25 protein-coding genes are annotated in these 24,091 nt (G+C 67.3%); 18 read left to right on the top strand and 7 right to left on the bottom strand.

Going from position 1 to position 24,091, the window contains the following annotated elements:
• Nucleotides 1-168 precede the first annotated feature (168 nt).
• The 3 genes from M9799_RS06295 to M9799_RS06285 are packed head-to-tail and all read left to right on the top strand — an operon-like array spanning nt 169 to nt 2,617.
• Nucleotides 169-951: a TlyA family RNA methyltransferase gene (locus M9799_RS06295; protein ID WP_231043294.1), complete on the top strand. Its 783-nt coding sequence runs from the start codon at nt 169-171 to the stop codon at nt 949-951.
• Nucleotides 948-1,787, top strand: a complete 840-nt coding sequence (gene metF / locus M9799_RS06290) for a methylenetetrahydrofolate reductase [NAD(P)H] (protein ID WP_231043295.1) — start codon at nt 948-950, stop codon at nt 1,785-1,787. The genes M9799_RS06295 and metF overlap by 4 nt, the downstream gene beginning before the upstream one ends.
• 44 nt (nt 1,788-1,831) lie before the next feature.
• Entirely contained in the window at nt 1,832-2,617 is a 786-nt protein-coding gene (locus M9799_RS06285; protein WP_422688969.1) for a septal ring lytic transglycosylase RlpA family protein, read from the top strand.
• A 215-nt stretch (nt 2,618-2,832) separates the two neighbouring features.
• Here M9799_RS06285 and M9799_RS06280 read toward each other — a convergent pair whose 3' ends face one another.
• Nucleotides 2,833-3,699 (bottom strand): 23S rRNA (adenine(2030)-N(6))-methyltransferase RlmJ, encoded by an 867-nt coding sequence (locus tag M9799_RS06280; protein ID WP_231043296.1) that lies wholly within the window; start codon nt 3,697-3,699, stop codon nt 2,833-2,835.
• A gap of 274 nt (nt 3,700-3,973) precedes the next feature.
• Between M9799_RS06280 and rplM the strand changes: the two genes are divergently transcribed.
• From rplM to mdtD, 4 genes are all read left to right on the top strand, one after another.
• Nucleotides 3,974-4,402 carry a 50S ribosomal protein L13 gene (gene rplM, locus M9799_RS06275; RefSeq protein ID WP_231043297.1) on the top strand — a complete coding sequence of 143 codons (429 nt, stop codon included), beginning with the start codon at nt 3,974-3,976 and terminating at the stop codon, nt 4,400-4,402.
• 11 nt (nt 4,403-4,413) lie between these two features.
• Nucleotides 4,414-4,806 carry a 30S ribosomal protein S9 gene (rpsI, locus tag M9799_RS06270; protein WP_231043298.1) on the top strand — a complete coding sequence of 131 codons (393 nt, stop codon included), beginning with the start codon at nt 4,414-4,416 and terminating at the stop codon, nt 4,804-4,806.
• A 190-nt stretch (nt 4,807-4,996) separates the two neighbouring features.
• On the top strand, nt 4,997-5,362 hold the full coding sequence (gene erpA, locus M9799_RS06265) for an iron-sulfur cluster insertion protein ErpA (RefSeq protein WP_175505227.1): 366 nt from the start codon (nt 4,997-4,999) through the stop codon (nt 5,360-5,362).
• A 74-nt stretch (nt 5,363-5,436) separates the two neighbouring features.
• Nucleotides 5,437-6,804 (top strand): multidrug transporter subunit MdtD, encoded by a 1,368-nt coding sequence (gene mdtD / locus M9799_RS06260; protein WP_231043299.1) that lies wholly within the window; start codon nt 5,437-5,439, stop codon nt 6,802-6,804.
• Nucleotides 6,805-6,807: 3 nt separating this feature from the next.
• Here mdtD and M9799_RS06255 read toward each other — a convergent pair whose 3' ends face one another.
• Nucleotides 6,808-7,935 carry an anhydro-N-acetylmuramic acid kinase gene (locus tag M9799_RS06255; protein ID WP_231043300.1) on the bottom strand — a complete coding sequence of 376 codons (1,128 nt, stop codon included), beginning with the start codon at nt 7,933-7,935 and terminating at the stop codon, nt 6,808-6,810.
• An 85-nt stretch (nt 7,936-8,020) separates the two neighbouring features.
• Nucleotides 8,021-9,379 carry a M23 family metallopeptidase gene (locus M9799_RS06250; RefSeq protein WP_231043301.1) on the bottom strand — a complete coding sequence of 453 codons (1,359 nt, stop codon included), beginning with the start codon at nt 9,377-9,379 and terminating at the stop codon, nt 8,021-8,023.
• Nucleotides 9,380-9,566: 187 nt separating this feature from the next.
• On the opposite strand from M9799_RS06250, the gene tyrS reads away from it, so the two are divergent.
• A complete protein-coding gene (tyrS, locus tag M9799_RS06245; protein ID WP_231043302.1) occupies nt 9,567-10,799 on the top strand; it encodes a tyrosine--tRNA ligase in 1,233 nt (410 codons plus the stop codon).
• Between the two features lie 2 nt (nt 10,800-10,801).
• Here tyrS and M9799_RS06240 read toward each other — a convergent pair whose 3' ends face one another.
• A complete protein-coding gene (locus M9799_RS06240; protein ID WP_231043303.1) occupies nt 10,802-11,773 on the bottom strand; it encodes a LysR substrate-binding domain-containing protein in 972 nt (323 codons plus the stop codon).
• A gap of 185 nt (nt 11,774-11,958) precedes the next feature.
• Between M9799_RS06240 and glmU the strand changes: the two genes are divergently transcribed.
• Nucleotides 11,959-13,395, top strand: coding sequence for a bifunctional UDP-N-acetylglucosamine diphosphorylase/glucosamine-1-phosphate N-acetyltransferase GlmU (glmU, locus tag M9799_RS06235; RefSeq protein WP_231043304.1), 1,437 nt, complete (start codon nt 11,959-11,961; stop codon nt 13,393-13,395).
• Complete coding sequence (locus M9799_RS06230) at nt 13,392-14,192, top strand: sensor histidine kinase (RefSeq protein ID WP_231043305.1); 801 nt, start codon at nt 13,392-13,394, stop codon at nt 14,190-14,192. The genes glmU and M9799_RS06230 overlap by 4 nt, the downstream gene beginning before the upstream one ends.
• On the opposite strand, the gene M9799_RS06225 is transcribed toward M9799_RS06230, so the two are convergent.
• Entirely contained in the window at nt 14,189-14,668 is a 480-nt protein-coding gene (locus M9799_RS06225; RefSeq protein WP_231043306.1) for an Lrp/AsnC family transcriptional regulator, read from the bottom strand. The two genes, M9799_RS06230 and M9799_RS06225, sit on opposite strands and share 4 nt — an antisense overlap.
• A gap of 141 nt (nt 14,669-14,809) precedes the next feature.
• Between M9799_RS06225 and glmS the strand changes: the two genes are divergently transcribed.
• The 6 genes from glmS (at nt 14,810) to M9799_RS06195 (ending at nt 20,406) form a co-directional block, all read left to right on the top strand.
• Nucleotides 14,810-16,717, top strand: coding sequence for a glutamine--fructose-6-phosphate transaminase (isomerizing) (glmS, locus tag M9799_RS06220; protein ID WP_231043307.1), 1,908 nt, complete (start codon nt 14,810-14,812; stop codon nt 16,715-16,717).
• A 101-nt stretch (nt 16,718-16,818) separates the two neighbouring features.
• A complete protein-coding gene (locus M9799_RS06215; protein ID WP_231043308.1) occupies nt 16,819-17,400 on the top strand; it encodes a DUF2796 domain-containing protein in 582 nt (193 codons plus the stop codon).
• An 8-nt stretch (nt 17,401-17,408) separates the two neighbouring features.
• Nucleotides 17,409-18,125 carry an ATP-binding cassette domain-containing protein gene (locus M9799_RS06210; protein ID WP_231043309.1) on the top strand — a complete coding sequence of 239 codons (717 nt, stop codon included), beginning with the start codon at nt 17,409-17,411 and terminating at the stop codon, nt 18,123-18,125.
• Nucleotides 18,122-19,393: an ABC transporter permease gene (locus M9799_RS06205; protein ID WP_231043310.1), complete on the top strand. Its 1,272-nt coding sequence runs from the start codon at nt 18,122-18,124 to the stop codon at nt 19,391-19,393. The genes M9799_RS06210 and M9799_RS06205 overlap by 4 nt, the downstream gene beginning before the upstream one ends.
• Nucleotides 19,394-19,395: 2 nt before the next feature.
• A complete protein-coding gene (locus M9799_RS06200) occupies nt 19,396-19,950 on the top strand; it encodes a DUF3299 domain-containing protein (protein ID WP_231043311.1) in 555 nt (184 codons plus the stop codon).
• A gap of 111 nt (nt 19,951-20,061) precedes the next feature.
• Nucleotides 20,062-20,406 carry a serine/threonine protein kinase gene (locus M9799_RS06195; RefSeq protein ID WP_231043312.1) on the top strand — a complete coding sequence of 115 codons (345 nt, stop codon included), beginning with the start codon at nt 20,062-20,064 and terminating at the stop codon, nt 20,404-20,406.
• 78 nt (nt 20,407-20,484) lie between these two features.
• On the opposite strand, the gene M9799_RS06190 is transcribed toward M9799_RS06195, so the two are convergent.
• Together M9799_RS06190 and M9799_RS06185 are read right to left on the bottom strand one after the other, a co-directional pair.
• Entirely contained in the window at nt 20,485-20,691 is a 207-nt protein-coding gene (locus M9799_RS06190; RefSeq protein ID WP_231043313.1) for a hypothetical protein, read from the bottom strand.
• 82 nt (nt 20,692-20,773) lie between these two features.
• Nucleotides 20,774-22,234 (bottom strand): sensor domain-containing diguanylate cyclase, encoded by a 1,461-nt coding sequence (locus M9799_RS06185; protein ID WP_231043314.1) that lies wholly within the window; start codon nt 22,232-22,234, stop codon nt 20,774-20,776.
• A gap of 289 nt (nt 22,235-22,523) precedes the next feature.
• Here M9799_RS06185 and M9799_RS06180 point away from each other — a divergent pair, with 289 nt between their 5' ends.
• Complete coding sequence (locus M9799_RS06180) at nt 22,524-23,120, top strand: BspR family type III secretion system anti-sigma factor (protein WP_465252526.1); 597 nt, start codon at nt 22,524-22,526, stop codon at nt 23,118-23,120.
• Between the two features lie 400 nt (nt 23,121-23,520).
• On the top strand, nt 23,521-24,072 hold the full coding sequence (locus tag M9799_RS06175) for an RNA polymerase sigma factor (protein WP_231043316.1): 552 nt from the start codon (nt 23,521-23,523) through the stop codon (nt 24,070-24,072).
• Nucleotides 24,073-24,091 lie beyond the last annotated feature (19 nt).

The following is a 24,091-nucleotide window of genomic DNA, read 5'->3' as shown; positions in this document are numbered from 1 at the left end:
AGCCTGCCGAACCATGGACGGCCTGTCCTCGAAACTTGAGCACAGGCCCTTCATCCTTCGACAGGCTCAGGACGAACGGAATCTTCGATCGGCTGGAGTTGCCGCCTGAGGGCCCTTTGCCATCGGCCCACGTGCCGACGGTAGCGATTCCTTTTTTAGACAGATTCCATGCGAGCCGATCAATTGCTTGTAGACCAGGGACTCGCCGCTTCGCGCGCGCAGGCCCAGCGCCTGATTGCCTCGGGCGTCGAATGGCACACCGCGGCCACGGGCCAGTGGCAGGCCATCAAGAAGAACAGCGAAGACCTCGCCGCGGACGCCGAGCTGCGGCTGCTGGACGTGGCCGAGGCGCGCTATGTGTCGCGCGGCGGGCTCAAGCTCGAAGGCGCGCTGGCGGCATTCAAGGTGTCGGCCCAGGGCAAGTGGTGCCTCGACGTGGGGCAATCCACGGGCGGCTTCACCGACTGCCTGCTGCAGCATGGCGCCGCGCGCGTCGTGGGCGTGGACGTGGGCCATGACCAGCTGAACCTGGCGCTGCGCGGCCACGAGAGGATCGTCTGCCTGGAGCGCGTCAATGCGCGCACGCTGGATCTGGACACGCTGCTCGACGCGGGCGCGTTCGAGGGCGCGCCCGATGATTCCCAGCAGTTCGACCTGATCGTTGGCGACCTGTCCTTCATCTCGCAGACGCTGGTGCTGCCGGCCGTGGTGCCCTTTCTGGCGCCCGGAGGCGACCTGCTGATGCTGGTCAAGCCGCAGTTCGAGCTCCAGCCCGAGCATATCGGCAAGGGCGGCCTGGTGCGCGACCCGGCCTCGTACGCGGTGGTGGAAAAGCGCATCCGCGAATGCCTGGCCGAGCTGGGCCTGCAGGTGTGCGGCTGGATCGACAGCCCGATCACCGGCGGCGACGGCAACCGTGAATTCTTTGTGCACGCGCGGAGGAGCGCATGATCCAGGCCAACGCTTTCCCCGTCAGCTATGAATTCTTTCCGCCCAAGACGCCCGAAGGCGTGGAAAAGCTGCGCGCCGTGCGCCAGCAGCTGCGGGTGCGCCCGCCCGAGTTCTGCTCGGTGACCTATGGCGCGGGCGGCTCGACCCAGTCGGGCACCTTCAGCCTGGTGCAGGAGATCCAGCAGGAGGGCATGAGCGCGGCCTCGCATTTCTCCTGCGTGGGCGCGACGCGCGAAAGCGTGCGCACCGAACTGCGCGAGCTGCAGTCCATGGGCATTTCGCGCCTGGTGGCGCTGCGCGGCGACCTGCCCAGCGGCTACGGCCTGGGCGGCGAGTTCCAGTACGCCAGCGATCTGGTGGCCTTCATCCGCGCGGAATTCGGCGACGCCTTCCATATCGAGGTGGCCGCCTATCCCGAGATGCACCCCCAGGCGCGCTCGCCCCAGGCCGACCTGCAGGCTTTTGCGGCCAAGGTCCAGGCCGGCGCCGATTCGTCCATCACCCAGTACTTCTACAACGCCGACGCCTATTTCCGCTTCGTCGACAGCGTGCGCGCGCTGGGGTTGGACATTCCCGTGGTCCCTGGCATCATGCCGATCACGAATTCCACGCAGTTGCTGCGCTTTTCGGATGCCTGCGGTGCGGAGATCCCGCGCTGGATCCGGCTGCAGCTGCAGGGTTATGGCGATGACACCGCATCGATCAAGGCCTTCGGCCTCGATGTCGTGACCGAACTGTGCGAACGCCTGCGCTCCCAAGGGGCGCCGAGCCTGCACTTCTACACCATGAACCAGAGCGCTGCCGTGCTGGCCATCAGCGAGCGCCTGGGCTTGTAAGCATTGCGGACTGGCCGGGCCGGTCCGCAATTCCAGGAAGACCAATGGATGAAAGCAACAGCCGCAGCGCGCGGTGGATCCGCCGGTGCGGCTTGATCAGTCTGTCGTTGTGGCTCGCGGCCTGCGCGCCCCTGCCCGTGGCCCAGACGCCCGAAGACCTGCCGGCCTGCCGCCTGCCCGTCGGCGGCGGCGAGGGCGATATCTCGACCCAGCCCTGCCCCGAGCCGGCCAAGCCGTCCGTGCCGCTGCCGCCGCTGCAGCCGCTGGATCCCCTGGTGGAGCTCGATCCGCCCAAGCCGCGCATGCCGCGCACGCCGCCGCGGCCCGCGGTGGTGATTCCGCCCGTGGGCGAGCCCGCGCCCCCGGCTTCCCCCTATGAACTGTCGCCGCCGCGCGAAAGCGACCAGCAGGGGCTGGCCTCCTGGTATGGCGAGCGTTTCCACGGCCGGCGCACCGCCAGCGGGGAGCGCTTCGACAGCCAGGAGCTCACGGCCGCGCACCGCACGCTGGCCTTCGGCACGCGCGTGTGCGTGCGCAGCGCCGTCACCGGCAAGGTCGTGGTGGTGCGCATCAACGACCGCGGGCCGTTTTCCCATAACCGGGTGATCGACCTGAGCCAGGGCGCGGCCGAGGCGCTGGGCATGGTCGGCCTGGGCATCAAGCCGGTCGAGCTATGGCAGCTGGAGGAAGACGAGGACGAATGCCCGGAGATGCTGGAGGAGGGCGGCCGCAGCTATGCCGGGCGCAAGCTGAAGGCCCCGGCCGAGAAGGCGAACGCCGTGGCGCGCAAGAAGGCGCCGGTGAAGAAGCAGGCGCGCAACAGGCGCTAAAGGTGATTTGTAGGGCAGGCCATCCATGGTTCGACGGGGCCGCCCAGGCAGGCTCACCACGAACGGCGTAATAACCGTTCGTCCTGAGCCTGAGCTTGTCGAAGGATCGAAGGATGAAAGGCCTATGCTCAGGTCTTGAAGACAGGCCGTCCATGGTTCGATCCTTCGACGGGGCCGCCCAGGCAAGCTCAGGACGAACGGCACGGGACCTGCGTTCAACCGCCGGATTCCAATGTGAACGTCGCATTCCCATCCTGCCCCAGCAGCTTGACCAGCTGCGGCATCGCCGGCTTGAGCTGTTCCTTGAGCTGGAAGGGCGGGCTGACGAGGAACATGCCGCTGGCGGGCAGGCCGCCGCGCTCGGAAGTCTTGTTGCTCTTCACGGTGAGCGTGGCATGCAGCCAGCTCTTGCCGGCCTTGACGGCCATGGTCTTGAGGCGGCGCGGCAGGTCGTGGGCCTCGGGGCGCGGGATGATCGGGTACCAGACCGCATAGCAGCCCGTGGGGAAGCGCTTGAGGCTGTCGGCCACCATGTCCAGCACGCGACCATAGTCGGTCTTCAGCTCGTAGCTCGGGTCGCACAGCAGCAGCGCGCGGCGCGAGACCGGCGGCAGGAATTTCTTCACGCCCTCGAAGCCATCTTCATGCAGCACGGCCAGCTGGCGGCCGGCTTCGAGCTGGGCCACGTTGCCGGCCAGCGAGCGCATGTCGGTGGGATGCAGCTCGAACAGCTTGAGCTTGTCGTGCGAGCGCAGCAGCGCCTGGCTGATGAAGGGCGAGCCCGGATAGTTGCGGATACCGCTGCCCTGGTTGAAGGAGCGCACCATGGCCAGGTAGTCCTGAAGGATCGGCGCCAGCTCGGCAACCGGCGCCTGGGCCAGCTTGAGCACGCCCTCGCTGGCCTCGCCGCTCTTGCTGGCGTAGTCGCCGTCCAGGCGGTACAGGCCGGCGCCGGCATGCGTGTCCAGAACGGTCAGCGCCGCGTCTTTCTGCGTGAGGTATTGCAAGGTGGCAATCAGCACCGTGTGCTTGAGCACATCGGCGTGGTTGCCCGCATGGAAGGCGTGGCGGTAACTGAACATGGGGCAATGGTAGCCAGCCACAGCCAGGTGGCAAGCAGCGGGTCTTTGGAATCGGGCAGGTATTTTCACATGCCGGCAAAGGGCATGCAGCACAGGGGTTGCCGCATTTCGTATAATGGTGGGCTTCGCAGCGATTTTTAGGTTCCGCGGCGGAGTGTATGCGGCCACGCAACCGTGCGCCGGCTTCATGCATCGCCACCTAAGAGGCTTCCTTCAGAGAAGCGCCGACCGTGGAAAAGAACCGTCAAACCCTCTTATTGAAAAGAGCAATCTCATGTCTACATTCAGCGCAAAACCCGCTGAGGTGCAACACGAGTGGTTTGTGATTGACGCCACCGACAAGGTGCTCGGCCGGGTAGCCAGCGAAGTTGCCCTCCGTCTGCGCGGCAAACACAAAGCCATTTACACGCCTCACGTTGACACCGGCGACTTCATCGTCGTCATCAACGCAGCCCAGCTCAAAGTGACCGGCACCAAGTCCCTGGACAAGGTGTACTACCGTCATTCCGGTTTCCCCGGCGGCATCACTGCCACGAACTTCCGTGACATGCAGTCGAAGCACCCCGGTCGCGCCCTGGAAAAGGCCGTCAAGGGCATGCTGCCCAAGGGCCCCCTGGGTTACGCCATGATCAAGAAACTCAAGGTGTATGGCGGTGCCGAGCATCCCCACACCGCACAGCAGCCCAAAGCGCTGGAAATCTAAGGAGCCTTGAGATGATTGGTGATTGGAACAATGGCACCGGCCGTCGCAAGTCCAGCGTCGCCCGCGTGTTTCTGAAGAAGGGTTCCGGCAAGATCACTGTGAATGGCAAAGACATTCAGCAGTACTTCGGCCGCGAAACCTCCATCATGATTGCTAAGCAACCGCTGGCACTCACGGAAAACCTCGAAGCTTTCGACGTGCAGGTGAACGTGCACGGCGGCGGTGAATCCGGCCAGGCCGGTGCCACCCGCCACGGCATCACCCGTGCCCTGATCGACTATGACGCAGGCCTGAAGTCCGTCCTGAGCCAAGCCGGCTTCGTGACGCGCGATGCCCGTGAAGTCGAACGCAAGAAGGTCGGCCTGCGCTCCGCTCGCCGCGCCAAGCAGTTCTCCAAGCGTTAAGCCCAAAGCACTGCAGCCTGCCGGAATTCTCTGGCGGGCCTACGGAAAGCCACCTTCGGGTGGCTTTTTGCTTTTCGCAGGAACGCCGGTGAATGGCCCCACTCGCTTCGCCGTCAAGCCGGAGGCGGTCGGAATTCCCGAGCGATCTGCAGTACCATTCCCCTCAAACCTTGAATACCGGAGTACCCACATGAGCGCCGTTGCAGAAAACATCCAGAGCGAAATGCCTTCTCCCATCATCTTCACCGACAGCGCTGCGGCCAAGGTGGCGGACCTGATCGCCGAAGAAGGCAACCCGGAGCTGAAGCTGCGCGTGTTCGTGCAGGGCGGCGGCTGCTCGGGCTTCCAATATGGTTTCACCTTCGATGAAATCACCAACGAAGACGACACCACCATGACCAAGAATGGCGTGTCGCTGCTGATCGACGCCATGAGCTACCAGTACCTGGTCGGCGCCGAGATCGACTACAAGGAAGACCTGCAGGGTGCGCAGTTCGTGATCAAGAATCCGAATGCGACCACGACCTGCGGCTGTGGCTCCAGCTTCTCGGCTTGAACCCGCAGTATTTCCTCCCAACCGCCTGTTCCAGGCGGTTTTTTTACGTCCGCGCGCAGCGCTGATATCTCTCCATGACCTTCGTTCGCTCGAATTCTGTGCTGCTGTGGCTGGTGGCGCTGGGCTTTTTCATGCAGACGCTGGATGCCACCATCGTCAACACCGCCCTGCCCGCAATGGCGCAGGCGCTGGGCGAAAGCCCGCTGCGCATGCAGTCGGTGATCGTGGCGTACTCGCTGACCATGGCCCTGGTCATCCCGGCCTCGGGGTGGGTGGCCGACCGCTTCGGCACGCGCCGCGTGTATCTGACGGCGATTGCGCTGTTCGTGCTCGGTTCGCTGCTGTGCGCGATTGCCGCAAGCCTGAACCAGCTGGTGCTGGCGCGCATCGTCCAGGGCTGCGGCGGCGCGCTGCTGCTGCCCGTCGGGCGCCTGGCGGTGCTGCGCGCCTTTCCACGCGACCAGTTCCTCAAGGCCATGAGCTTCGTCACGCTGCCCGGTCTGCTGGGCCCGCTGATCGGCCCGACGCTGGGCGGCTGGATGGTCGAATATGCCTCCTGGCACTGGATCTTCCTGGTCAATGTGCCGGTGGGGCTGGTGGGGCTTGCCGCCACGCTGCGCTACATGCGCGATGCCGAGCCCATTCCCAGCCGGCGCTTCGATGCCGTCGGCTATGCACTGCTGGCTTTTGCCATGGTCGCGGTGTCGATGGCGCTCGAGGGCCTGGCGCTGCTGGGCGTGGCGGGAGCGATGGCGCTGCTGGGCGCGGGCGCGGGCAGCCTGCTGGTCTATTGGCGGCATGCGCGCCGCCGGCCCGACCCGCTGTTCGCGCCGGCGCTGTTTGCCGTGCGCAGCCTGCGCATCGGGCTGCTGGGCAACCTGTTCTCGCGCCTGGGCGGCTCGTGCATTCCGTTCCTGATTCCGCTGGTGCTGCAGGTGTGCCTGGGCTATTCGCCGATGGAGGCCGGCATGATGATGTTGCCCACGGTGCTGGCCAGCATGACCGTCAAGCGCGTGGCTTCGGCGCTGATCGGGCGCTGGGGCTACCGGCGCACGCTGGTGGGCAATACGCTGCTGCTGTCGCTGATGATCGCCAGCTTCGCCCTGGTCACGCCGGAGCAGCCGCAGTGGCTCAGGATCCTGCAGCTGCTGATCTTCGGCGCCACCAATTCCATGCAGTTCACTGCCATGAACACCGTCACGCTCAAGGACCTGGAGGCGCACCACGCCAGCAGCGGCACCAGCCTGCTGTCGATGGTGCAGATGCTGGCCATGGGGCTGGGCGTGGCCATCGCGGGCGCGGTGCTGGCGGGCTTCCATGCCCTGTGGGGCCAGGCCCGGCCCGAAGCCGTGCTGCATGCCTTCCAGGCGACCTTTGCCTGCATGGGCCTGCTGACGCTTTTTTCGGCGACTATCTTTTCCAGGCTCGAGCGGGGGAGTTGAGACCTACGCCGGGTAGATTGCGCCCAGCACGCGTGGCCCATGCGCGCCGGTCACGCGCGCGAGGTTGCCGGGCAGGCCCCGCAGCGTCTGGCGCGCGAGCCAGGCAAAGGCGGCGGCCTCGACCTGCAGCGGCGGCAGGCCGCTGGCGGTGGTGGACTGTACATGCACCTCCGGCAGCAGCGCGCCGATGCGCGCCATCAGATGCCCATTCAGCGCGCCGCCGCCGCACACCAGCAGCTGCTGCGCGTCGCGCCCCCAGCGCCGCGCGGCATCGGCGCAGGCGCGCGCGGTGAATTCGGTCAGCGTCGCCTGCACATCCTCGGCGCGGGTGCCGGGCGGCAGCGCGGCGAGCTGCTGTTGCAGCCAGCCCAGGCTGAAGAGATCGCGCCCCGTGCTCTTGGGCGGGGGCTGCTGCAGGAAGGGTTCGGCCAGCAGCTGTTCGAGCAGTGCCGGCAGCACGCTGCCGCTGGCCGCCCAGGCGCCGTTGTCGTCATAGGGCTGGCCGGTATGGCGCTGGCACCAGGCATCCATCAGCGCATTGCCCGGGCCGCAATCGAAGCCGCCAACCTCGCCATCGGCGGGCAGCACGCTGAGATTGGAGATGCCGCCGATATTGAGCACCAGCAGCGCCTGCCCGGGGCGGCCGAACACGCTCTGATGGAAGGCCGGTACCAGCGGCGCGCCCTGGCCGCCGGCGGCCACGTCGCGGCTGCGGAAGTCGGCGACGACGCTGATGCCGCAGCGCTCGGCCAGCAGGGCCGGGTTGTTCAGCTGCAGCGTATAGCCGGTGCCATCGAACATCTGCGGCCGATGGCGCACCGTCTGGCCATGGGCACCGATGGCGCGCACGCTGGAGGCGCGCAGCCCGGCCTGCCGCAGCAGCAGCTGCACCACTTCGGCATAGCTTTCAGCCAGCGCATTGGCCGCCAGCGCCGCGCGGTGCAGCTCGTTTTCGCCTGGGGTGTTGAGCTCCAGCAGCTCGGCGCGTAGTCCGACAGCGAAGCGTGTGCTCGCATGCTGCAATACCTTCATGCGGCCTTGGAAATCAACCAGCACCCCATCAATGCCATCGAGCGAGGTGCCCGACATCAGGCCTATGTACAGATCCGGGGTGGAGGTTGAAACGGTCATGGACGCAATGGTAGTGGTGCAGCAATCCGCCAGACGCAAAAAAAGCCGCTGGGCGGCGGCTTTTTCAAAGGCGGGAAGCGACGATTTACTCGGCGCTGGCCAGCGTCTGCTGGGCCGATTCCAGGGCCAGGCGCATCTGCGCGGCCTGGCGGTCGAAGCTCGCACGCACGGCGGCAGAGATCGGACGCGCGGCCTGGGCCTGGCCAATGACGGTCATCGGGTCCTGGGCCTTGCCGTTGACGCGCACTTCGAAGTGCAGGTGCGGACCGGTGGCCCAGCCGGTGGAGCCGACGGCGCCGATATTGCTGCCCTGGGCGACGCTGGCACCCTTGCGCACGTCGATGCGGCTCAGGTGGGCGTAGACCGTGACGTTGTTGTCGGGATGCTTGACGAAGACCACGTTGCCGTAACCGTTCTGCACACCGGCGAATTCCACCACGCCGTCGGCCACGGTGCGTACCGCGGTGCCCGTGGGGGCCGCGAAGTCGGTGCCGTTGTGCGCGCGCCAGGTCTTGTGCACCGGGTGGAAACGCATGGCAAAGCCGCTGCTCACGCGCGAGAAGGCCAGCGGAGCCGAAAGGTAGGAGCGCTCGAGGCTTGAGCCGTCGAGGGCGAAGTACGCGCCCTTGGTGCCGGGTTGCTGGAACCACATGGCCTGGTGCGTCGTGCCGTTGTTGTTGAACTCGGCGCTCAGCAGGCGGCCGCTGCGCAGGGGTTCGCCATCGGCTTCGAGCGTTTCATAGACCAGCGCGAAGCGGTCGTTCTTGCGCAGCGAGCGGCGGAAATCGATCTTGCCGTTGAACACTTCGGCCAATTGCGAAGCCACGGCATCGGGAATGTTGGAGGCGTCGGTCGCGGCAAACAGCGAGCTCTGGATGACACCGCCGGCCAGACGCTGGTTGGCCACCAGATCACCGGTTTCAAGGCGCGTCACGAAGCCCTTGCCCTGGCGCTCGACCACGAGGCGCTGGAACTTGGTGCTTTCGTCGTCGGGTGCCCAGCGTGCCGTCAGGCGCGTCAGCTGGTGGTCGTTCGTGGCTTCGGCGGAAATCAGGCGGCCGCCGCGTGCCAGCAGGTTCTGGCGCACCAGTTCGTTGCTGCGCAGATAGGCGGAAGCTTCGGGGTCGGCCATGCCCAGGCGCTGCAGCAGCGATTCGGCGCTGTCGTTGGCGCGCGACAGGTCGGAGCGGTAGAGGGCGAAGTCCTGCAGTTCGTTCAGCTCGACCAGGGGGGTGTCATCGGCCAGCGAGGCGACCTGCTGGGTCAGCGTGCGCACCGGAAGATCGGACGGGTCGGGACCCAGTGACGCGACGGCAAATGCTCCGCCACCGCCCGTGAGCAACAAGGCTGCCAGCACGCCGGTAACGCGCTTGGGATGACGTTGCAGAGTGTTGCGAACATGGGCCAGCACGGTGTTGCCAGCAATGATCAGACCAGATTTCAAAATGGAGTTCCTGTGTCGGTGCGCGTCTAAGCAAACAAGTCGGGCGAGAAGAGGTGTGGCAGGACGCGCGCTCCAGGGGGTGCAAGTCATTCGGCAGATGCCGTTTTGGGACCCTACTAGAATTCGCCACAGCGATAAGCCACGAATTATAGCGGGGTCGACTTCCCCGGGATCGAAAAAAACCCTTATGAATCAACCTGTTGTTACAACATATCCAATCACTGAGCGTGTAGGACAAGCGCTTGAAACCACGTTGCGCGGTGTCGAAGAGCTGCTTCCAAAGGACGAATGGACGCGCAAGCTGGCGCGTTCCGAAGCCACCGGAGTGCCGCTTCGCGTCAAGCTCGGTCTCGATCCTACAGCACCGGATATTCATATCGGTCACACGGTCGTGCTGAACAAGATGCGCCAGCTGCAGGACCTCGGCCACCAGGTGATTTTTCTCATCGGTGATTTCACGACGCTGATTGGCGACCCGTCGGGGCGCAACTCCACGCGCCCGCCGCTTACCGCCGAGCAGATCAAGGTCAACGCCGAGACCTACTACCGCCAGGCGGCGATGGTGCTCGACCCGGCGCGCACCGAGGTGCGCTACAACAGCGAATGGTGCGACAAGCTGGGCGCGCGCGGCATGATCGAGCTGTCGGCCAAATACACCGTGGCGCGCATGATGGAGCGCGACGATTTCCACAAGCGCTTCCATGGCGGCCAGTCGATCTCGCTGCATGAATTCCTCTACCCGCTGCTGCAGGGCTATGACTCGGTGGCGCTCAAGGCCGATCTCGAGCTCGGCGGCACCGACCAGAAGTTCAACCTGCTGATGGGCCGCCACCTGCAGCAGGAATACGGCCAGGAGCCGCAGTGCGTGCTCACCATGCCGCTGCTGGTGGGGCTCGACGGCGTCGAGAAGATGTCCAAGTCGAAGAACAACTACATCGGCATCACCGAAGACGCCAACACCATGTTCGCCAAGGTGCTGTCCATCTCCGACACGCTGATGTGGGACTGGTACACGCTGCTGTCGTTCAAGAGCCTGGCGCAGATCGCCGCGCTCAAGGCCGAGGTCGAAGGCGGGCGCAATCCCAAGGATGCCAAGGTCATGCTGGCCAAGGAAATCACCGCGCGCTTCCATTCGGCCGCCGCGGCCGATGCCGCCGAGCAGGACTTCATCAACCGCAGCAAGGGGGGCGTGCCCGACGAGATCCCCGAGGTGCAGCTGTCCGGCGCGCCGCTGGGCATTGGCGCGCTGCTCAAGCAGGCGAACCTGGCGCCGTCGAGCAGCGAGGCCAACCGCCTGATCGATGGCGGCGGCGTGCGCATCGATGGCGCGGTGATCAGCGACCGCGGGCTCAAGCTGGATGCGGGAACCTATGTGCTGCAGGTCGGCAAGCGCAAATTCGCCCGGGTGACCCTGGGCTGAATTCAGGGCGGGCCCATGGCCGCGCGTGTCAGCGCGGCCTGTTCTCTGAGCCAGTTGCAGAAGGCCTGCACCTCCGGCCGCGCCGCGCTGCGCGGCCCGGGCAAAAGCCAATAGGCCAGCGGCGAGTCGAGCCGGTGCGCGGGCAGCACCTCGACCAGATCGCCGCTGGCCAGCGCGTCGGCCACCAGCGGCAGGCGCGCAATGGCCAGGCCCTGGCCGGCCAGCGCGGCCTGCACGATCTGGTGGGCGTAATTGAAATACAGCCAGCGCGGCGGCTGCAGCGGCTCGCAGCCATGGGCGTGGAACCAGCGCTGCCACCCCAGCCAGGCCAGCTGCGGCAGGCGCTGGGCATCGCCGGTCTCGATCAGCGTGAAGCGCGCGGCGTCGGCGGGCGTGCGGATGGCCGGCTGGCTGCGCAGCAGCCAGGGGCTGGCGACCACCGCCAGCTGCTCGCCGAACAGATGCTCGGCGGAGGCACTCTCGGGCGTGCCGCTGTAGCGCAGCGCCAGGTCCACGTCGGTGGTCTCCATGTCCATCACCGTGTCCGAGGTATCGATGCGGATGTCGATGTCGGGGAACTCGCGCTGGAAGGCCTCGAGCCGGGGAATCAGCCACATCGCGGCAAAGCTGGCCCAGGTGGTGATGGCCACGCTCTTGCGCCCGGCCGCCCGGCGCAGCTGGCGCACGGCGGCGTCGATGCGCTCGAGGCCGGGCGCCACGGCGCGCAGCAGCTGCACGCCCGCGCCCGTGAGCTCGACGGCGCGCGTGTGGCGCAGGAACAGCGGCACGCCGACCTCGTCCTCCAGCGCCTGGATCTGCCGGCTCACGGCCGAGGGCGTGAGCGCCAGCGCATCGGCCGCGGCGCGGAAGTTCAGGTGCTCGGCCGCGGCCACGAAGGCGCGCAGATGGCCCGCCGCCACGGCGCGCGTGCGCAGCGCCGTGGGGCCGGGCGAAGGGGGAGGCGATGAGGGCATGGGCAGCTCCAGGGCGGGAATACGGCGTCGCGGACACCAGGGTGATGCGCAGGCCTGAAATGTAAAAGATCCCTGCTTGCCGTGGCCTGGCGCTGCGGGCGACAGGCAGGGCCGGATGGGGGCGCGATAATTCCAGCCACTTCCTGTGCCGCGAGGCACAGTCTTCGATCATGACAGGCAATCAAATGACAGCAGCAGTGGATCTCATCATCATGGCCGCGGGCAAGGGCACGCGCATGAAAAGCCGCCTTCCCAAGGTACTGCAGCGCCTGGCGGGGCGGCCGCTGCTGCAGCATGTGCTGGACCAGGCCGCGCATCTGGGCGCGCGCAGCGCGGTGGTCGTGACCGGCCATGGCGCGCAGCAGGTGGAGGATGCGATCACCTCCGCGGCGCAGGCCTCCCCCGCAGCTTTTGCGCTGAAATTCGCGCGCCAGGAGCCGCAGCTGGGCACGGGCCATGCGGTGCAGCAGGCGGTGCCGCTGCTGCCCGACGATGGCGTGGCCGTGGTGCTGTCGGGCGATGTGCCGCTGACCGAAGCCGCGACGCTGCGGGCGCTGGTCGCTGCCGCGGGCAGCGAGCGGCTGGCGCTGTTGACCGTGGCGCTGCCCGATCCCACGGGCTATGGCCGCATCGTGCGCACGCCCGAGGGCGCGGTGCAGGCCATCGTCGAGCACAAGGATGCGAGCGAAGCGCAGCGGCGCATCGGCGAGATCTACAGCGGCATCATGGCCGTGCCCGCGCGGCGGCTTGCCGGCTGGCTGGCGCGCCTGACGAACGACAACGCCCAGGGCGAGTACTACCTGACCGATATCGTGGCCATGGCGGTGGCCGATGGCGTGCCCGTGGTGGCGCATTGCATCGACGACGCGCTGCAGGTGGCGGGTGTCAACAGCCCGCTGCAGCTGGCGCAGCTCGAGCGCGCGCACCAGCTGCGCCAGGCGCAGCGGCTGATGGAGCAGGGCGTGCGGCTGGCCGATCCCGCGCGCTTCGACCTGCGCGACGATGCGCGCAGCGGCGCGCGCGCCGCGCTCGAATGCGGGCAGGACGTGGAGATCGATGCCGGCTGCATCTTCACCGGAGCGGTGGCCATCGGCGAAGGCGCATCGATAGGCGCGCACTGCTGCATTGCCAACGCGTCGATCGGCGCGGGCGCGGTGATCCACCCCTATACCCATATCGACGGCGACAGGCTGGGCGTGTCGGTGGGCGCAGGCGCGCTGATCGGGCCGTTTGCGCGGCTGCGGCCCGGCGCGCAGCTCGGGCGCGAGGTGCATATCGGCAATTTCGTCGAGGTCAAGAACAGCACCCTGGCGGATGGCGCCAAGGCCAACCACCTGGCCTACCTGGGCGATGCCACGGTGGGCGAGCGGGTGAACTACGGCGCCGGCAGCATCACCGCCAATTACGACGGCGCCAACAAGCACCGCACGGTCATCGAGGCCGATGCGCACATCGGCAGCAACTGCGTGCTGGTGGCGCCGGTCACGGTGGGCGCGGGCGCCACCGTCGGCGGCGGCTCGACCATTGCCAAGGACGTGCCCGCGGGCGCGCTGGGCGTGGCGCGCGGCCGCCAGTCCAACATCGGCCACTGGAAACGCCCGGCCAAGCTGCCCAAGCCATGATGCCCGACCCTGCCGGCGGCCTGCCGCCTCCCCGAGACCTGCCGCAGGCGCTGGCGCTGCTGGCCCGGCGCGAGCAGGAACTGGCGGCGCTGCGTGCCAGCCAGGAGGACTGGACACGCGCGCTCTCGCATGACCTGCGCGCGCCGCTGCGCCACATCACTTCCTATGCGCCGCTGCTGCGCGAGACCCTGCATGCGGCGGGCCTGCAGGGGCCGGATGCACAGGATGCCGAGCAGTTCCTCGGTGTGATGGAGCAGGGCGCGCGGCGCATGGGCTGCATGCTGGACGGCGTGCTGGAGCTGGCGCGGATGCAGCGCGCCAGGCCGCAGCTGCAGTCCGTGGACCTGGCGCAGCTGGCCGGCCAGGCGTGGGCGGCACTGATGGCCGCCGAACCCGCGGCGGCGCAGGCGCAGTGGCAGTTGCCGGCATCGCCCGTGCCGCTGCAGGCCGATCCGCAGCTGCTGCGCCCGCTGCTGGCGGCGCTGCTGGACAACGCCTTCAAGTTCTCGCGCGGCCGGCCATTGCCGCGCATCCGCCTGGAGGCCGAGGCCCTGCCCGGCGGCGGGCTGCGCTGGCAGGTCGAGGACAACGGCGTGGGCTGCGACGGCACGCGCGCCCATCAGGCTTTCGGGCTGTTCCAGCGCCTGCACCGCGAAAGCGAATTCGACGGCGTGGGCGTGGGCCTGGCGCTGGCGCAGACCGCGGCGCACCAGCAGGGCGCCGACATCGCGCTGCACAGCGCACCCGGGCAGGGCTGCCGGGTCGAGCTGCGCTGGCCCGCGCCCGCGCCGGCCTAGCGCGGGCGCGCCAGCGGGACCCGGGTCGCGAACTTGGCGCGCTTGGTGGCAAAGAAGGCGCGCACGTTGCGCACATTGCTGTCCTGCGTGAACAGCCGCTGGGTCAGCGCCAGGTACTCGGGCATGTCGCGCGTGTGGGTGGCCAGCATGAAGTCGGGGCCGGGTGAGACGCGCCAGCATTGCTGCACCGCCTCTTCGGCCACGGCGCGCGCCTCGAAGCGGTCGAGCGCCTGGGCGTCCTGGCGGTCCAGCGTGACTTCCACCCAGGCCGTGAGACCGTGCCCGACCAGTGCCGCCAGACGTTCGGGCTGCAGGAAGGCGACCTGGCGCTCGATGATGCCTTCCTCATGCAGCCGCCGCACGCGGCGCAGGCAGGTGGGCGGCGAGACATTCACGCGCTCGGCCAGCGCCTGATTACTCAGACTGGCGTCGTGCTGCAACAGATCCAGAAGTTGAAGGTCGATATCGTCAAGCATTTATTTCATATGGATTGCAAATATGGAACTGGATTTCTTTATTTGACACATAAGAAATAAAATTTCATATAAGCAAATATAACGATCAGTTATTTCCAGGCTGAAAGCATAGCATCGCCTGTCTTTCATCAGGAGCATCCCATGTGTGGCATCGTCGGCGCCGTTTCCCATCGCAATATCGTTCCCGTGCTGGTGCAGGGGCTGCAGCGGCTGGAGTACCGCGGCTATGACTCCTGCGGCGTGGCCGTGCACCGGCTCGATGCTTCGGGCACGCGCAGCACCGGGCTGGACCGCGCGCGCAGCACGGCGCGCGTGGCCGAGCTGCTGGAGCAGGTGCAGATCGAAGGCCTGCAGGGCTTCACCGGCATTGCCCACACCCGCTGGGCCACCCACGGCGAGCCGGCCGTGCGCAACGCCCATCCGCATTTCAGCTACGGTCCGGGCGAGACCCAGCCCGGGCAGCCGGCCCGCGTGGCGCTGGTGCACAACGGCATCATCGAGAACTACGAGGCACTGCGCCGCGCGCTGCAGGCCAAGGGCTATGTGTTCGTGAGCCAGACCGACACCGAGGTCATTGCCCATCTGGTCGACAGCCTCTACGGCGGCGACCTGTTCGAGGCTTTCCGTGCCGCGGTGGCGCAGCTGCATGGGGCCTATGCGCTGGCCGTCATGCACAAGGACGAACCCGGGCGGCTGGTCAGCGCGCGCGCGGGCTCGCCCCTGATCCTGGGCATCGGAGAGGACGGCGAGCATTTCGTGGCCAGCGATGCGATGGCGCTGGCCGGCGTGACCGACCAGATCGTCTATCTGGAGGAAGGCGACATGGTCGACCTGCAGCGCGGCCGCTACTGGCTGCTCGACAGAGCCGGCCAGGCGCTGGATGCCGCGCAGCGCCCGGTGCGCACCGTGCATGCGCACAGCGGCGCGGCCGAGCTCGGCCCCTACCGCCACTACATGCAAAAGGAAATCTTCGAGCAGCCACGCGCCATTGCCGACACCATCGAGGGCGTGCTGGGCATCGTGCCCGAGCTGTTCGACGGCGCGCCAGTGCATGGCAAGACCGGCGCCGCCGCCTGGCGCGTGTTCCAGGAAATCGACAACGTGCTGATCCTGGCCTGCGGCACCAGCTACTACAGCGGCTGCGCGGCCAAGTACTGGCTCGAGGGCATCGCCGGCATTCCCTGCCAGGTGGAAGTGGCCAGCGAATACCGCTACCGCACCAGCGTGCCCAACCCGCGTACGCTGGTCGTCACCATCAGCCAGTCCGGCGAGACCGCCGACACGCTGGCGGCGCTGCGCCACGCGCAGAGCCTGGGCATGCGGCACACGCTGACCATCTGCAATGTCGCCACCAGCGCCATGGTGCGCGAGTGCGAGCTGGCCTACATCACGCGCGCCGGCGTGGAGATCGGCGTGGCTTCGACCAAGGCCTTCACCACCCAACTGGCCGGACTGTTCCTGCTGACGCTGGCGCTGACGCAGGCCAAGGGCCGCCTGAGCGAGGAAATGGAGGCGCGCTGCCTCAAGGCCATGCGCCACCTGCCTGTGGCGCTGCAGGCGGTGCTGGCGCTCGAGCCCCAGCTGATCAGCTGGGCCGAGGAGTTCGCGCAGCGCGAGAACGCGCTGTTCCTGGGCCGCGGCATCCACTACCCGATCGCGCTGGAAGGCGCGCTCAAGCTCAAGGAGATCAGCTACATCCACGCGGAGGCCTACCCCGCGGGCGAGCTCAAGCACGGCCCGCTGGCGCTGGTGACCAGCGCCATGCCGGTGGTGACGGTGGCGCCGAACGACGAGCTGCTGGAAAAGCTCAAGAGCAACATGCAGGAAGTGCGCGCGCGCGGCGGCGTGCTGTACGTGCTGGCCGATGCCGACACGCAGATCGAGAGCGCCGAGGGCCTGCATGTGATCCGCATGCCCGAGAACTACGGCGCGCTGAGCCCGATCCTGCACGTGGTGCCGCTGCAGCTGCTGGCCTATCACACCGCCTGCGCGCGCGGCACCGATGTCGACAAGCCGCGCAACCTGGCGAAGTCGGTGACGGTGGAGTGAGGCTGCGGGGAGCCCGGCACAGTGGTGCTATAACAGCGGCTCCCGGTCCGGGCGCAGGCCAGCCGCCGCGCCGGGCCTGTCCTGTGCTCCCGGAGTTGCCGATGTTCCCACCCTCCCTGATTCCCGGTCTTGCCACGGTGCGCGCCCTGGCCCTGGCGGCCGGCGTCCTGGCCACAGCGCTGCCGGCCGCCGCCCATCCGCATGCCCACACCCATGGCCACATGGACCTGGCTGTGGCCATCGACGCGCAGACCGTCACGCTGGCGCTCGAGGGGCCACTCGATGGCTTCCTGGGCTTCGAGCGTGCGCCGCGCAACGACGCCGAGCGCAAGCGGGTGGCGGACATGGTGGCACGCCTCAAGGCTGCCGATGGCCTGTTCCAGCCCGACGCGGCGGCCGGCTGCAGGCTGCAGAAAGTCGAGCTCGATTCCGCCGTCCTGGGGCTGCGCGGCGCCCACGGCCATGGCCATGACCATGACGGGAAAGCCGAGCATGCCGATATCGCGGTGGACATCGTCTTCACCTGCACCAGGGCCGCGCAAGCGCGCTTCATCGACGCGAAGCCGCTGTTCGAGGCCTACCCACGGCTGCGCAGCATCGATGTCCAGGTCGCCGCGCCGCAAAAGCAGTTCAGGCGCACCCTGGGGCCCCGCGCCGCGCGGCTGGACCTGGCGGGGCGTTGAGCGGCACGATGGCGGGCAGCCTTCTGCAGCTCGAGGACCTGCGCTTCGCCTGGCCGGGTAGTACGCAGGATTGTCTGGACATCGCCGCGCTCGAGGTCGAGGCCGGCGAAAGCGTTTTCCTGCATGGACCGAGCGGCTGCGGCAAGAGCACGCTGCTGTCGCTGCTGGCCGGGGTGCTGCTGCCGCAGGCCGGGCGCGTGGCGCTCGATGGCATCGAATGGAAAGTGCTGCGGCCGAGCGCGCGCGACCGGCACCGCGTCGACCATGTGGGCTACATCTTCCAGCAGTTCAACCTGCTGCCCTATCTCAGCGCGTTGGAGAACGTGCTGCTGCCCTGCCGTTTCTCCGCCCGGCGGCGCGAGGCCGCGCAGCGCCTTGCCGGCTCGCCGCAGGCCGAAGCGCAGCGCTGGCTGGCCGGCATGGGGCTCGATGCCGCGGCCTGGAGCCGGCCCGCGCACGCGCTGTCGGTGGGCCAGCAGCAGCGCGTGGCCGCGGCGCGCGCGCTGGTGGGCCAGCCGGACCTGGTGATTGCCGACGAGCCGACCTCGGCGCTCGACGAGGACCGGCGCGATGTCTTTCTGGACCTGCTGCTGTCGGCCTGCGCTTCGGCCGGCAGCGCGCTGGTGTTCGTGAGCCATGACCGGCGCAGCGCGCAGCGCTTCGCGCGCCAGGTGTCGCTGCCGGGAATCAACCGCGCGGCGCGCGGCGCCGGGGAGGGGGCATGAGCCGGGCCTTCCTGCTGGGCCTGGCCTGGCGCAGTGCCTGGAACCGGCGCTTCACGCTGGCGCTGACGGTGTTCTCGATTGCGCTGTCGACCTTCATGCTGCTGGGCGTGGAGCGCGTGCGCACCGATCTGCGCAGCAGCTTCAGCTCGGCCGTGTCGGGCACCGACCTGATCGTCGGCGCGCGCACCGGCTCCGTGCAGCTGCTGCTGTATTCCGTGTTCCATGTGGGCGCGGCCACCAACAACATCCGCTGGAGCAGCGTCGAGGCGCTGGAGCAGCTGCGCGGCGTGGCGTGGGTGGTGCCGCTGTCGCTGGGCGACTCGCACCGCGGTTTTCCGGTGCTGGGCACCACGCCGGCCTATTTCGCGCATTTCCGCTATGGCGAGCAGCAGCCGCTGCAACTGCGCGAAGGCCAGCGCTTTCGCGATCTCTACGAGGTGGTGATCGGCGCCGAGCTCGCGGACCGGCTCGGCTACCGCATCGGGCAGCGCATCGCGCTGGCGCACGGCACGGGCGAGATCAGCCTGGGCGCGGGCCACGACGACAAGCCCTTCACCATCAGCGGCATCCTGGCGCGCACCGGCACGCCCGTGGACCGCACCGCGCATATCAGCCTCGAGGCCATGGAGGCCCTGCACGTGGACTGGATGGCGGGCGCGCCGCTGCCGGGCAAAAGCATCAGTGCCGAAGAGGCGCGCGCGCTGCAGCTGCAGCCGCGCAGCGTGACCGCGGCGCTGGTGGGCCTGCACAACCGCGCCGCGGTGTTCTCGGTGCAGCGCCAGGTGAACAATTTCGGCGCCGAGCCGCTGATGTCGGTGCTGCCCGGCGTGGCGCTCGACGAGCTCTGGGACGTGGTGGGCGCGGGCGAGCAGGCGCTGCTGCTGATGTCGGGGCTGGTGGCATTGGTCAGCATGGCGGGCCTGATGTCGGTGATCCTGGCGGGGCTGAACGAGCGCCGGCGCGAGCTTGCCGTGCTGCGCACCGTGGGCGCAAGCCCCTGGCAGGTGCTGGCGCTGCTGGCCCTCGAGGGCATCCTGCTGACGCTGGCCGGCATGGCGCTGGGCCTCCTGGCGCTGGTGATCTGCGTGCTGGCCTTCAACCCCTGGCTGCAGGCGCACTTCGGCCTGACGCTGGATCTGCGCCAGGTGACCTCCATGCAGTGGCTGCTGCTGGCAGGGTTGCTGCTCGCGGGCTGGCTCGCGAGCCTGCTGCCGGGCTGGCGCGCCTACCGCCTGTCGCTGGCCGACGGGCTGTCTCCAAGGATCTGACGATGTTTTCTTCCCTATCCCCCGACATGCCGCGGCGGCGCCTGCTGCAGGCGCTGGCCGCCTCCTGCCTGGGTGCGGCGCCCGCGCTGCAGGCCGCGCCCTTTGCCGAGATCGGCTGGGAGGCGCTGGTGCCGCCCGGATGGGACCCGACGAAGTCCTTCGAGGACCTGCAGAAGCTCACCGAGCTGCCGGATTCGGACCCCCGCGTGCAGGCGCTGTACGAGCGCATGCGCAAGGTCTGGGACGAGGCGCCCACGGTGGCCTCGCTCGATGGCCGGGCGGTGAGGATCCCGGGCTTCATCGTGCCGCTCGAAGGCAACGAGAAGGCGCTGCGCGAATTCCTGCTGGTGCCGTACTTCGGTGCCTGCATCCACACGCCGCCGCCGCCGGCCAACCAGATCATCCATGTGAAATCGGACCCGCCGGCGAAGGGTTTCAAGACCATGAGCGCGGTCTGGGTCAGCGGCAAGCTGGGGCGCGCGCGCACAAAATCCGAGCTTGGCGCGAGCGGCTACAGCTTGCAGGCCAGGCGCGTGGAGATGTTCAAGGAAAAGTAGGCGCGCCTCCTACCCGATGGATGGTGCTGCACCGACCCCGGGCAAGTGGCTGCGCGGTCAGGCTTGGCGCATGGGCTGGCCATGTGGGCCATGCCGCAACCGGAGATAGACATGCGTACACCCATCACCCCCGAAGAAGCCGGCAAGCCGCACCTCGACCGCAGCGAGGATGCCAATGCCGACCTGCCCGAAGGCAAGGACATCAACGACTACCTGAGCGCGGAAACCGACGTCGCCGACACGCTGGACGAGGTGTCGGCCCATCGTTTCGACGACCTGCCGCAGGACGGTCCGCTCAATTTCGACGACGGCACCGACATGGGCCATCCACGCGGCAACACGGCGCGCGACGGCGGCACCTGGGAGGCCGAAGGCGGCGACAGCGGCGATCTGAAGCCGCCTTCGGAAGTGCTTTCGGACAGCAACGGCCCGAGCGAGCGCAAGGACGCGCGCTGAAAGGCGCAGGGCGCCCCGAGGCGCCCTGCTTGCCGGCAAAGGAATGCGCCTCAGGGCGCATTTCTCGCGTTCAGGCCATCAGCCTGCGCCGCGGCCGTCGCGGCCGCCGCCGCCGGTGTTCTGGCGCGACTGGTTCTGGTTGCTGCTGCCGACCTGCGATTCGCGGTCGTGGCGGCTTTCGGGGGTGCGCTGGCCCTCGTTCTTCTGCGTGGGCGCCTGGTTGCCCTGGCGGTTGTGGTCGTTCTCGACCTTGCCCGTGCCGGGTTCCTGCTTGTCTGTGGACATTCCGTACTCCTTTTCTGAGGTTGCGGTCCCACTCTAGGCAGGGCGGCGCATGGACCGGGCAGGTCTGGGCGCCGTGCCCGCGTCAGGCCACGCTGACAGGCGCCACAGCCAGCGGGGCAGCCGCCGCCGCGCGCCGATCGCGCTCGTCGGCCTCGTAGAAGCGCAGCTTGTCGGCATACATCGCCTGGTCGGCACGGTGCACGATGCCTTCCATCGATGCGCCTTCCTGCCCCACGGCATGGCCCATGGCCAGATGGATGGTATGGCCCGGATAGAACTGGTTGTTCAGCTCGAGCAGCGACAGGATGCGCTCCTGCATGGCCTGCGCACCGCGCTCATCCGTGGCCGGCAGCAACACCATGAACTCGTCGCCGCCGATGCGCGCCACGCAGGCCGGGTCGTCGACCGCCTTGGCCAACACCTCGCCCAGGCGGCGCAGCATCGCATCGCCGGCGGCATGGCCATGCTCGTCGTTCACGGCCTTGAGGCCGTTCATGTCGATCGCGATGACGGCCAGCGGCCAGGGGCCCTTGCGCGACAGGCGGTTGAGCTCCTCCATGTAGAATGCGCGGTTGCGCAGCTGGGTCAGCACATCGTGCTTGCCCAGGTACTCGAGGTAGGCCTCGGCTTTCTTGCGCGCCGTGATGTCGACCAGCGACAGCAGCACCAGTTCCCAGTTCTGCGCGTGGACGTTGATCGAGAATTCCAGATGGATGTGCAGGATGTCGCCGTTGAGCGAATAGTTGACCACCTCGCGTTGCTGCACCAGCCTGCCGTCCCAGAGGTCCATCAGCTGCTCGGCGAAGGAGTCGTACATCTCCCCGCGAAAGACGCGCGACAGGTTCTGCAGCAGCTCGGGCTTGCTCGGAGCGCCAAACATCTCCAGCGTCTGCCGGTTGACGTCGATCACGCGGATCTCCTTCATGCAGCGCGTGACGAACTCCGGGTGCACCTTGAGGAAGGTGCGGAAGTCGCTGATGCCGCGCGCGCGCACCTCGTCGAGCAGGCGCTTGACCTCGCTGAAATCCTCGACCCACAGAGAGACCGGCGAATGCTCGAAGAGATCGCGCGCATACTGCTCGCTGCGCTTGAGCTTTTCCGTGCTTTGCACCTCGGCGGTCACATCCTCGAGCGAAACCAGCACCCGGCTCCAGTTGTCCTCATAGCCCGGCAGGACGCGGGCGCGCACCTGGACATCCAGCCGGCGGCCGTCGAGCGCGTAGTTCACCGAGCGGGTTTCAAAGCCCTGCTGCCCGTCCCACAGCGCGAGCAGTTCCACCAGGATGCTGTCGAGCATGTCGCCGCGGAACACCTCGTGCAGCCGGCTTTGCAGCGTCTGCTGGTCCGCCGCCTTGAACAGGTCGAGAGTGTATTGATTGACGCGCAGCACCTTGTAGGACTGGCTGCAGCGCCGAAGCCGTTCCGGATCTTCGCGCAGATGGGCCAGAAGATCCGTGACACCGTCGGCACGCCACCGGTCGAACAGTTGCTTGAGCCCGCTGTAATCCTCCATCCACAGGGATACAGGGGCAAGGTCGAACATGTCTTCAAAGTCCAGACCGGTTGCGAGAGAAATGGTCACCAATAACACCTCCGCTGCGGATTATTGCCGACCTCATGAGGATGCGCCATTGCTGCGGGCATGGGGTCGCGTCACAGCGACAGGACTGGTTGAATTCATACCAGATTCAGGACTATATTTTTCCCCTCATGCGGCGCAGGCGGTAGGATGCGCACACGCCCTTTGCACATTGGCTGTCTGCGCTGGAACCACGAGCCGGCGAATCGTTACTAAAAACTAGAAGCTCCTTTACGAGAAGGTCTCCATCGCCGTGACTACTACCGTCCTCGCCATCCCTGTGGATGCGGCCCAGCTGTCGCTTCAATCTTTCCGTGATCTTGCATGCACCGCAGAGGCATTGCAAGTAGGCTGGGACGTTTCCGAATGGAAAGTGACAGCCGCCGGCACGGCAGCCGATGCCGGCACCAGGCACATGGGCTCGGAGGCCGAGGTGGACAGCACCGCGGTGTTCATCGAGGTCCTGGGGCGGTCGTTTCCGCGCGGCATCCAGGAGGCGGTGGTGCGCGAGCTGGCGCTCGAACCACGGCCCGGCAAGCCGCTGCAGTCGCGCCTGGTGCTGCAGGCCATTGCCATGGCCGAGGCCAGCGAACAGGCCCTGCAGGGGGTGGATTTCATGACGCAGATGCAATTCAGCGCCGCGATCCACACGGCGGAGTTCGTCGACGCCTGCCATGCCGCAGGCCTGGCGCCAGAGGACGTGAGCGCGCCCCAGCGGGCGGCCATCGATGCGCGCATGCAGCAGCGCTTTGCCGCGGCAGCACGCCTCAAGCAGATGCCGGTGGCGCCTGAAACCGCACGCCAGTGGTTGCAGGCCGAGCTGCTGGAACGCGACCTGCCCACGCGCTGAAACGCATCTGATTGCTGCGGTATTTGTTACAAATACCCGATTCAAGCGCTTGGTTTCAGGCCGGGCTGGCACACCGGATGCGGTGCAAAAGCACTCTTTGAGCATCATGGATATATAGCCGGCAATCCATTGGTTCACTCCATTGGAGTACTGGTTTCCCCTCTGAAAACCCGTGCAGGCGACACTTTGGGCCAGCTGGCAAAACCGCTGCTGTGGTCGTGCAACGTTGGATTAATGCCAAGGTATACAAACCCAACGCAGCATGTAAGAATTGGTTACGTGGGTAAGCCCATTTTGCTTAATTCAGCCGCGGGTGGTGTCCGATATGAATGATGAATCCATAGGGCAATCGTGGGAAGGCAGTTCCCAGAGTCTCGAAGCGTATGCCGACAGCGAACCCATGCCAGCGATGGACGAACAGTCGTTGGCCCAGCGTGACGCGCTCTTCCAGTCTCTCGTGCAGGCCCATGGCGCACGCCTGCAGCGTTTCATCATCAAGAACATCGGCAATGCAGGCGATGCCCAGGACCTGGCCCAGCAGGCATTCCTGGAAGCCGTGCGTTCCTACAGTTCCTTCAAGGGGCAATCCGAACTGTCGACCTGGCTGTACGGCATTGCCATGAACCTGGTGCGCAACCACCTGTCCCGCGCTCCGCAGCGGCGCCACGAATTCACCGATGAATCGGCGCTGTCCGACATGCCCGCCGATGCGCTGGCACCGGACGAGAGGTTCGAGCAGACCCAGCGCATGCGGCACCTGCAGGCGGCGCTGGAAGACCTGCCCGAAAGCATGCGCTCGATCCTGCTGATGGTGGCCGTGGACGAGATGTCCTATGAGTCGGCCGCGGCGTTGCTGACCATCCCCGTGGGCACGGTGCGCAGCCGGCTCTCGCGCGCACGCGCCGCCCTGCGCGTCAAGTTGCTGGCACGCGGCATCGAACTCGATTTCTGACACCGTATCGTGAAGCCCC

Source organism: Comamonas endophytica (genome assembly GCF_023634805.2).
In the GTDB taxonomy this organism is placed as follows: Bacteria; Pseudomonadota; Gammaproteobacteria; order Burkholderiales; family Burkholderiaceae_C; genus Comamonas; species Comamonas endophytica.
This window is presented reverse-complemented; position numbering and strand designations above follow the sequence as displayed.

Bases quoted from the DNA above. Each gene is read 5' to 3' on its own strand.
- tyrS (WP_231043302.1), top strand. From the start codon at position 9,567: ATGAATCAACCTGTTGTTACAACATATCCAATCACTGAGCGTGTAGGA.
- mdtD (WP_231043299.1), top strand. From the start codon at position 5,437: ATGACCTTCGTTCGCTCGAATTCTGTGCTGCTGTGGCTGGTGGCGCTG.
- M9799_RS06215 (WP_231043308.1), top strand. From the start codon at position 16,819: ATGTTCCCACCCTCCCTGATTCCCGGTCTTGCCACGGTGCGCGCCCTG.
- M9799_RS06210 (WP_231043309.1), top strand. From the start codon at position 17,409: ATGGCGGGCAGCCTTCTGCAGCTCGAGGACCTGCGCTTCGCCTGGCCG.
- glmS (WP_231043307.1), top strand. From the start codon at position 14,810: ATGTGTGGCATCGTCGGCGCCGTTTCCCATCGCAATATCGTTCCCGTG.
- glmU (WP_231043304.1), top strand. From the start codon at position 11,959: ATGACAGCAGCAGTGGATCTCATCATCATGGCCGCGGGCAAGGGCACG.
- M9799_RS06200 (WP_231043311.1), top strand. From the start codon at position 19,396: ATGTTTTCTTCCCTATCCCCCGACATGCCGCGGCGGCGCCTGCTGCAG.
- rpsI (WP_231043298.1), top strand. From the start codon at position 4,414: ATGATTGGTGATTGGAACAATGGCACCGGCCGTCGCAAGTCCAGCGTC.
- M9799_RS06175 (WP_231043316.1), top strand. From the start codon at position 23,521: ATGCCAGCGATGGACGAACAGTCGTTGGCCCAGCGTGACGCGCTCTTC.
- M9799_RS06255 (WP_231043300.1), bottom strand. From the start codon at position 7,935: ATGACCGTTTCAACCTCCACCCCGGATCTGTACATAGGCCTGATGTCG.
- M9799_RS06285 (WP_422688969.1), top strand. From the start codon at position 1,832: ATGGATGAAAGCAACAGCCGCAGCGCGCGGTGGATCCGCCGGTGCGGC.
- M9799_RS06240 (WP_231043303.1), bottom strand. From the start codon at position 11,773: ATGCCCTCATCGCCTCCCCCTTCGCCCGGCCCCACGGCGCTGCGCACG.
- erpA (WP_175505227.1), top strand. From the start codon at position 4,997: ATGAGCGCCGTTGCAGAAAACATCCAGAGCGAAATGCCTTCTCCCATC.
- rplM (WP_231043297.1), top strand. From the start codon at position 3,974: ATGTCTACATTCAGCGCAAAACCCGCTGAGGTGCAACACGAGTGGTTT.
- M9799_RS06205 (WP_231043310.1), top strand. From the start codon at position 18,122: ATGAGCCGGGCCTTCCTGCTGGGCCTGGCCTGGCGCAGTGCCTGGAAC.
- M9799_RS06190 (WP_231043313.1), bottom strand. From the start codon at position 20,691: ATGTCCACAGACAAGCAGGAACCCGGCACGGGCAAGGTCGAGAACGAC.
- M9799_RS06280 (WP_231043296.1), bottom strand. From the start codon at position 3,699: ATGTTCAGTTACCGCCACGCCTTCCATGCGGGCAACCACGCCGATGTG.
- M9799_RS06230 (WP_231043305.1), top strand. From the start codon at position 13,392: ATGATGCCCGACCCTGCCGGCGGCCTGCCGCCTCCCCGAGACCTGCCG.
- M9799_RS06195 (WP_231043312.1), top strand. From the start codon at position 20,062: ATGCGTACACCCATCACCCCCGAAGAAGCCGGCAAGCCGCACCTCGAC.
- M9799_RS06295 (WP_231043294.1), top strand. From the start codon at position 169: ATGCGAGCCGATCAATTGCTTGTAGACCAGGGACTCGCCGCTTCGCGC.
- M9799_RS06225 (WP_231043306.1), bottom strand. From the start codon at position 14,668: ATGCTTGACGATATCGACCTTCAACTTCTGGATCTGTTGCAGCACGAC.
- M9799_RS06185 (WP_231043314.1), bottom strand. From the start codon at position 22,234: ATGTTCGACCTTGCCCCTGTATCCCTGTGGATGGAGGATTACAGCGGG.
- metF (WP_231043295.1), top strand. From the start codon at position 948: ATGATCCAGGCCAACGCTTTCCCCGTCAGCTATGAATTCTTTCCGCCC.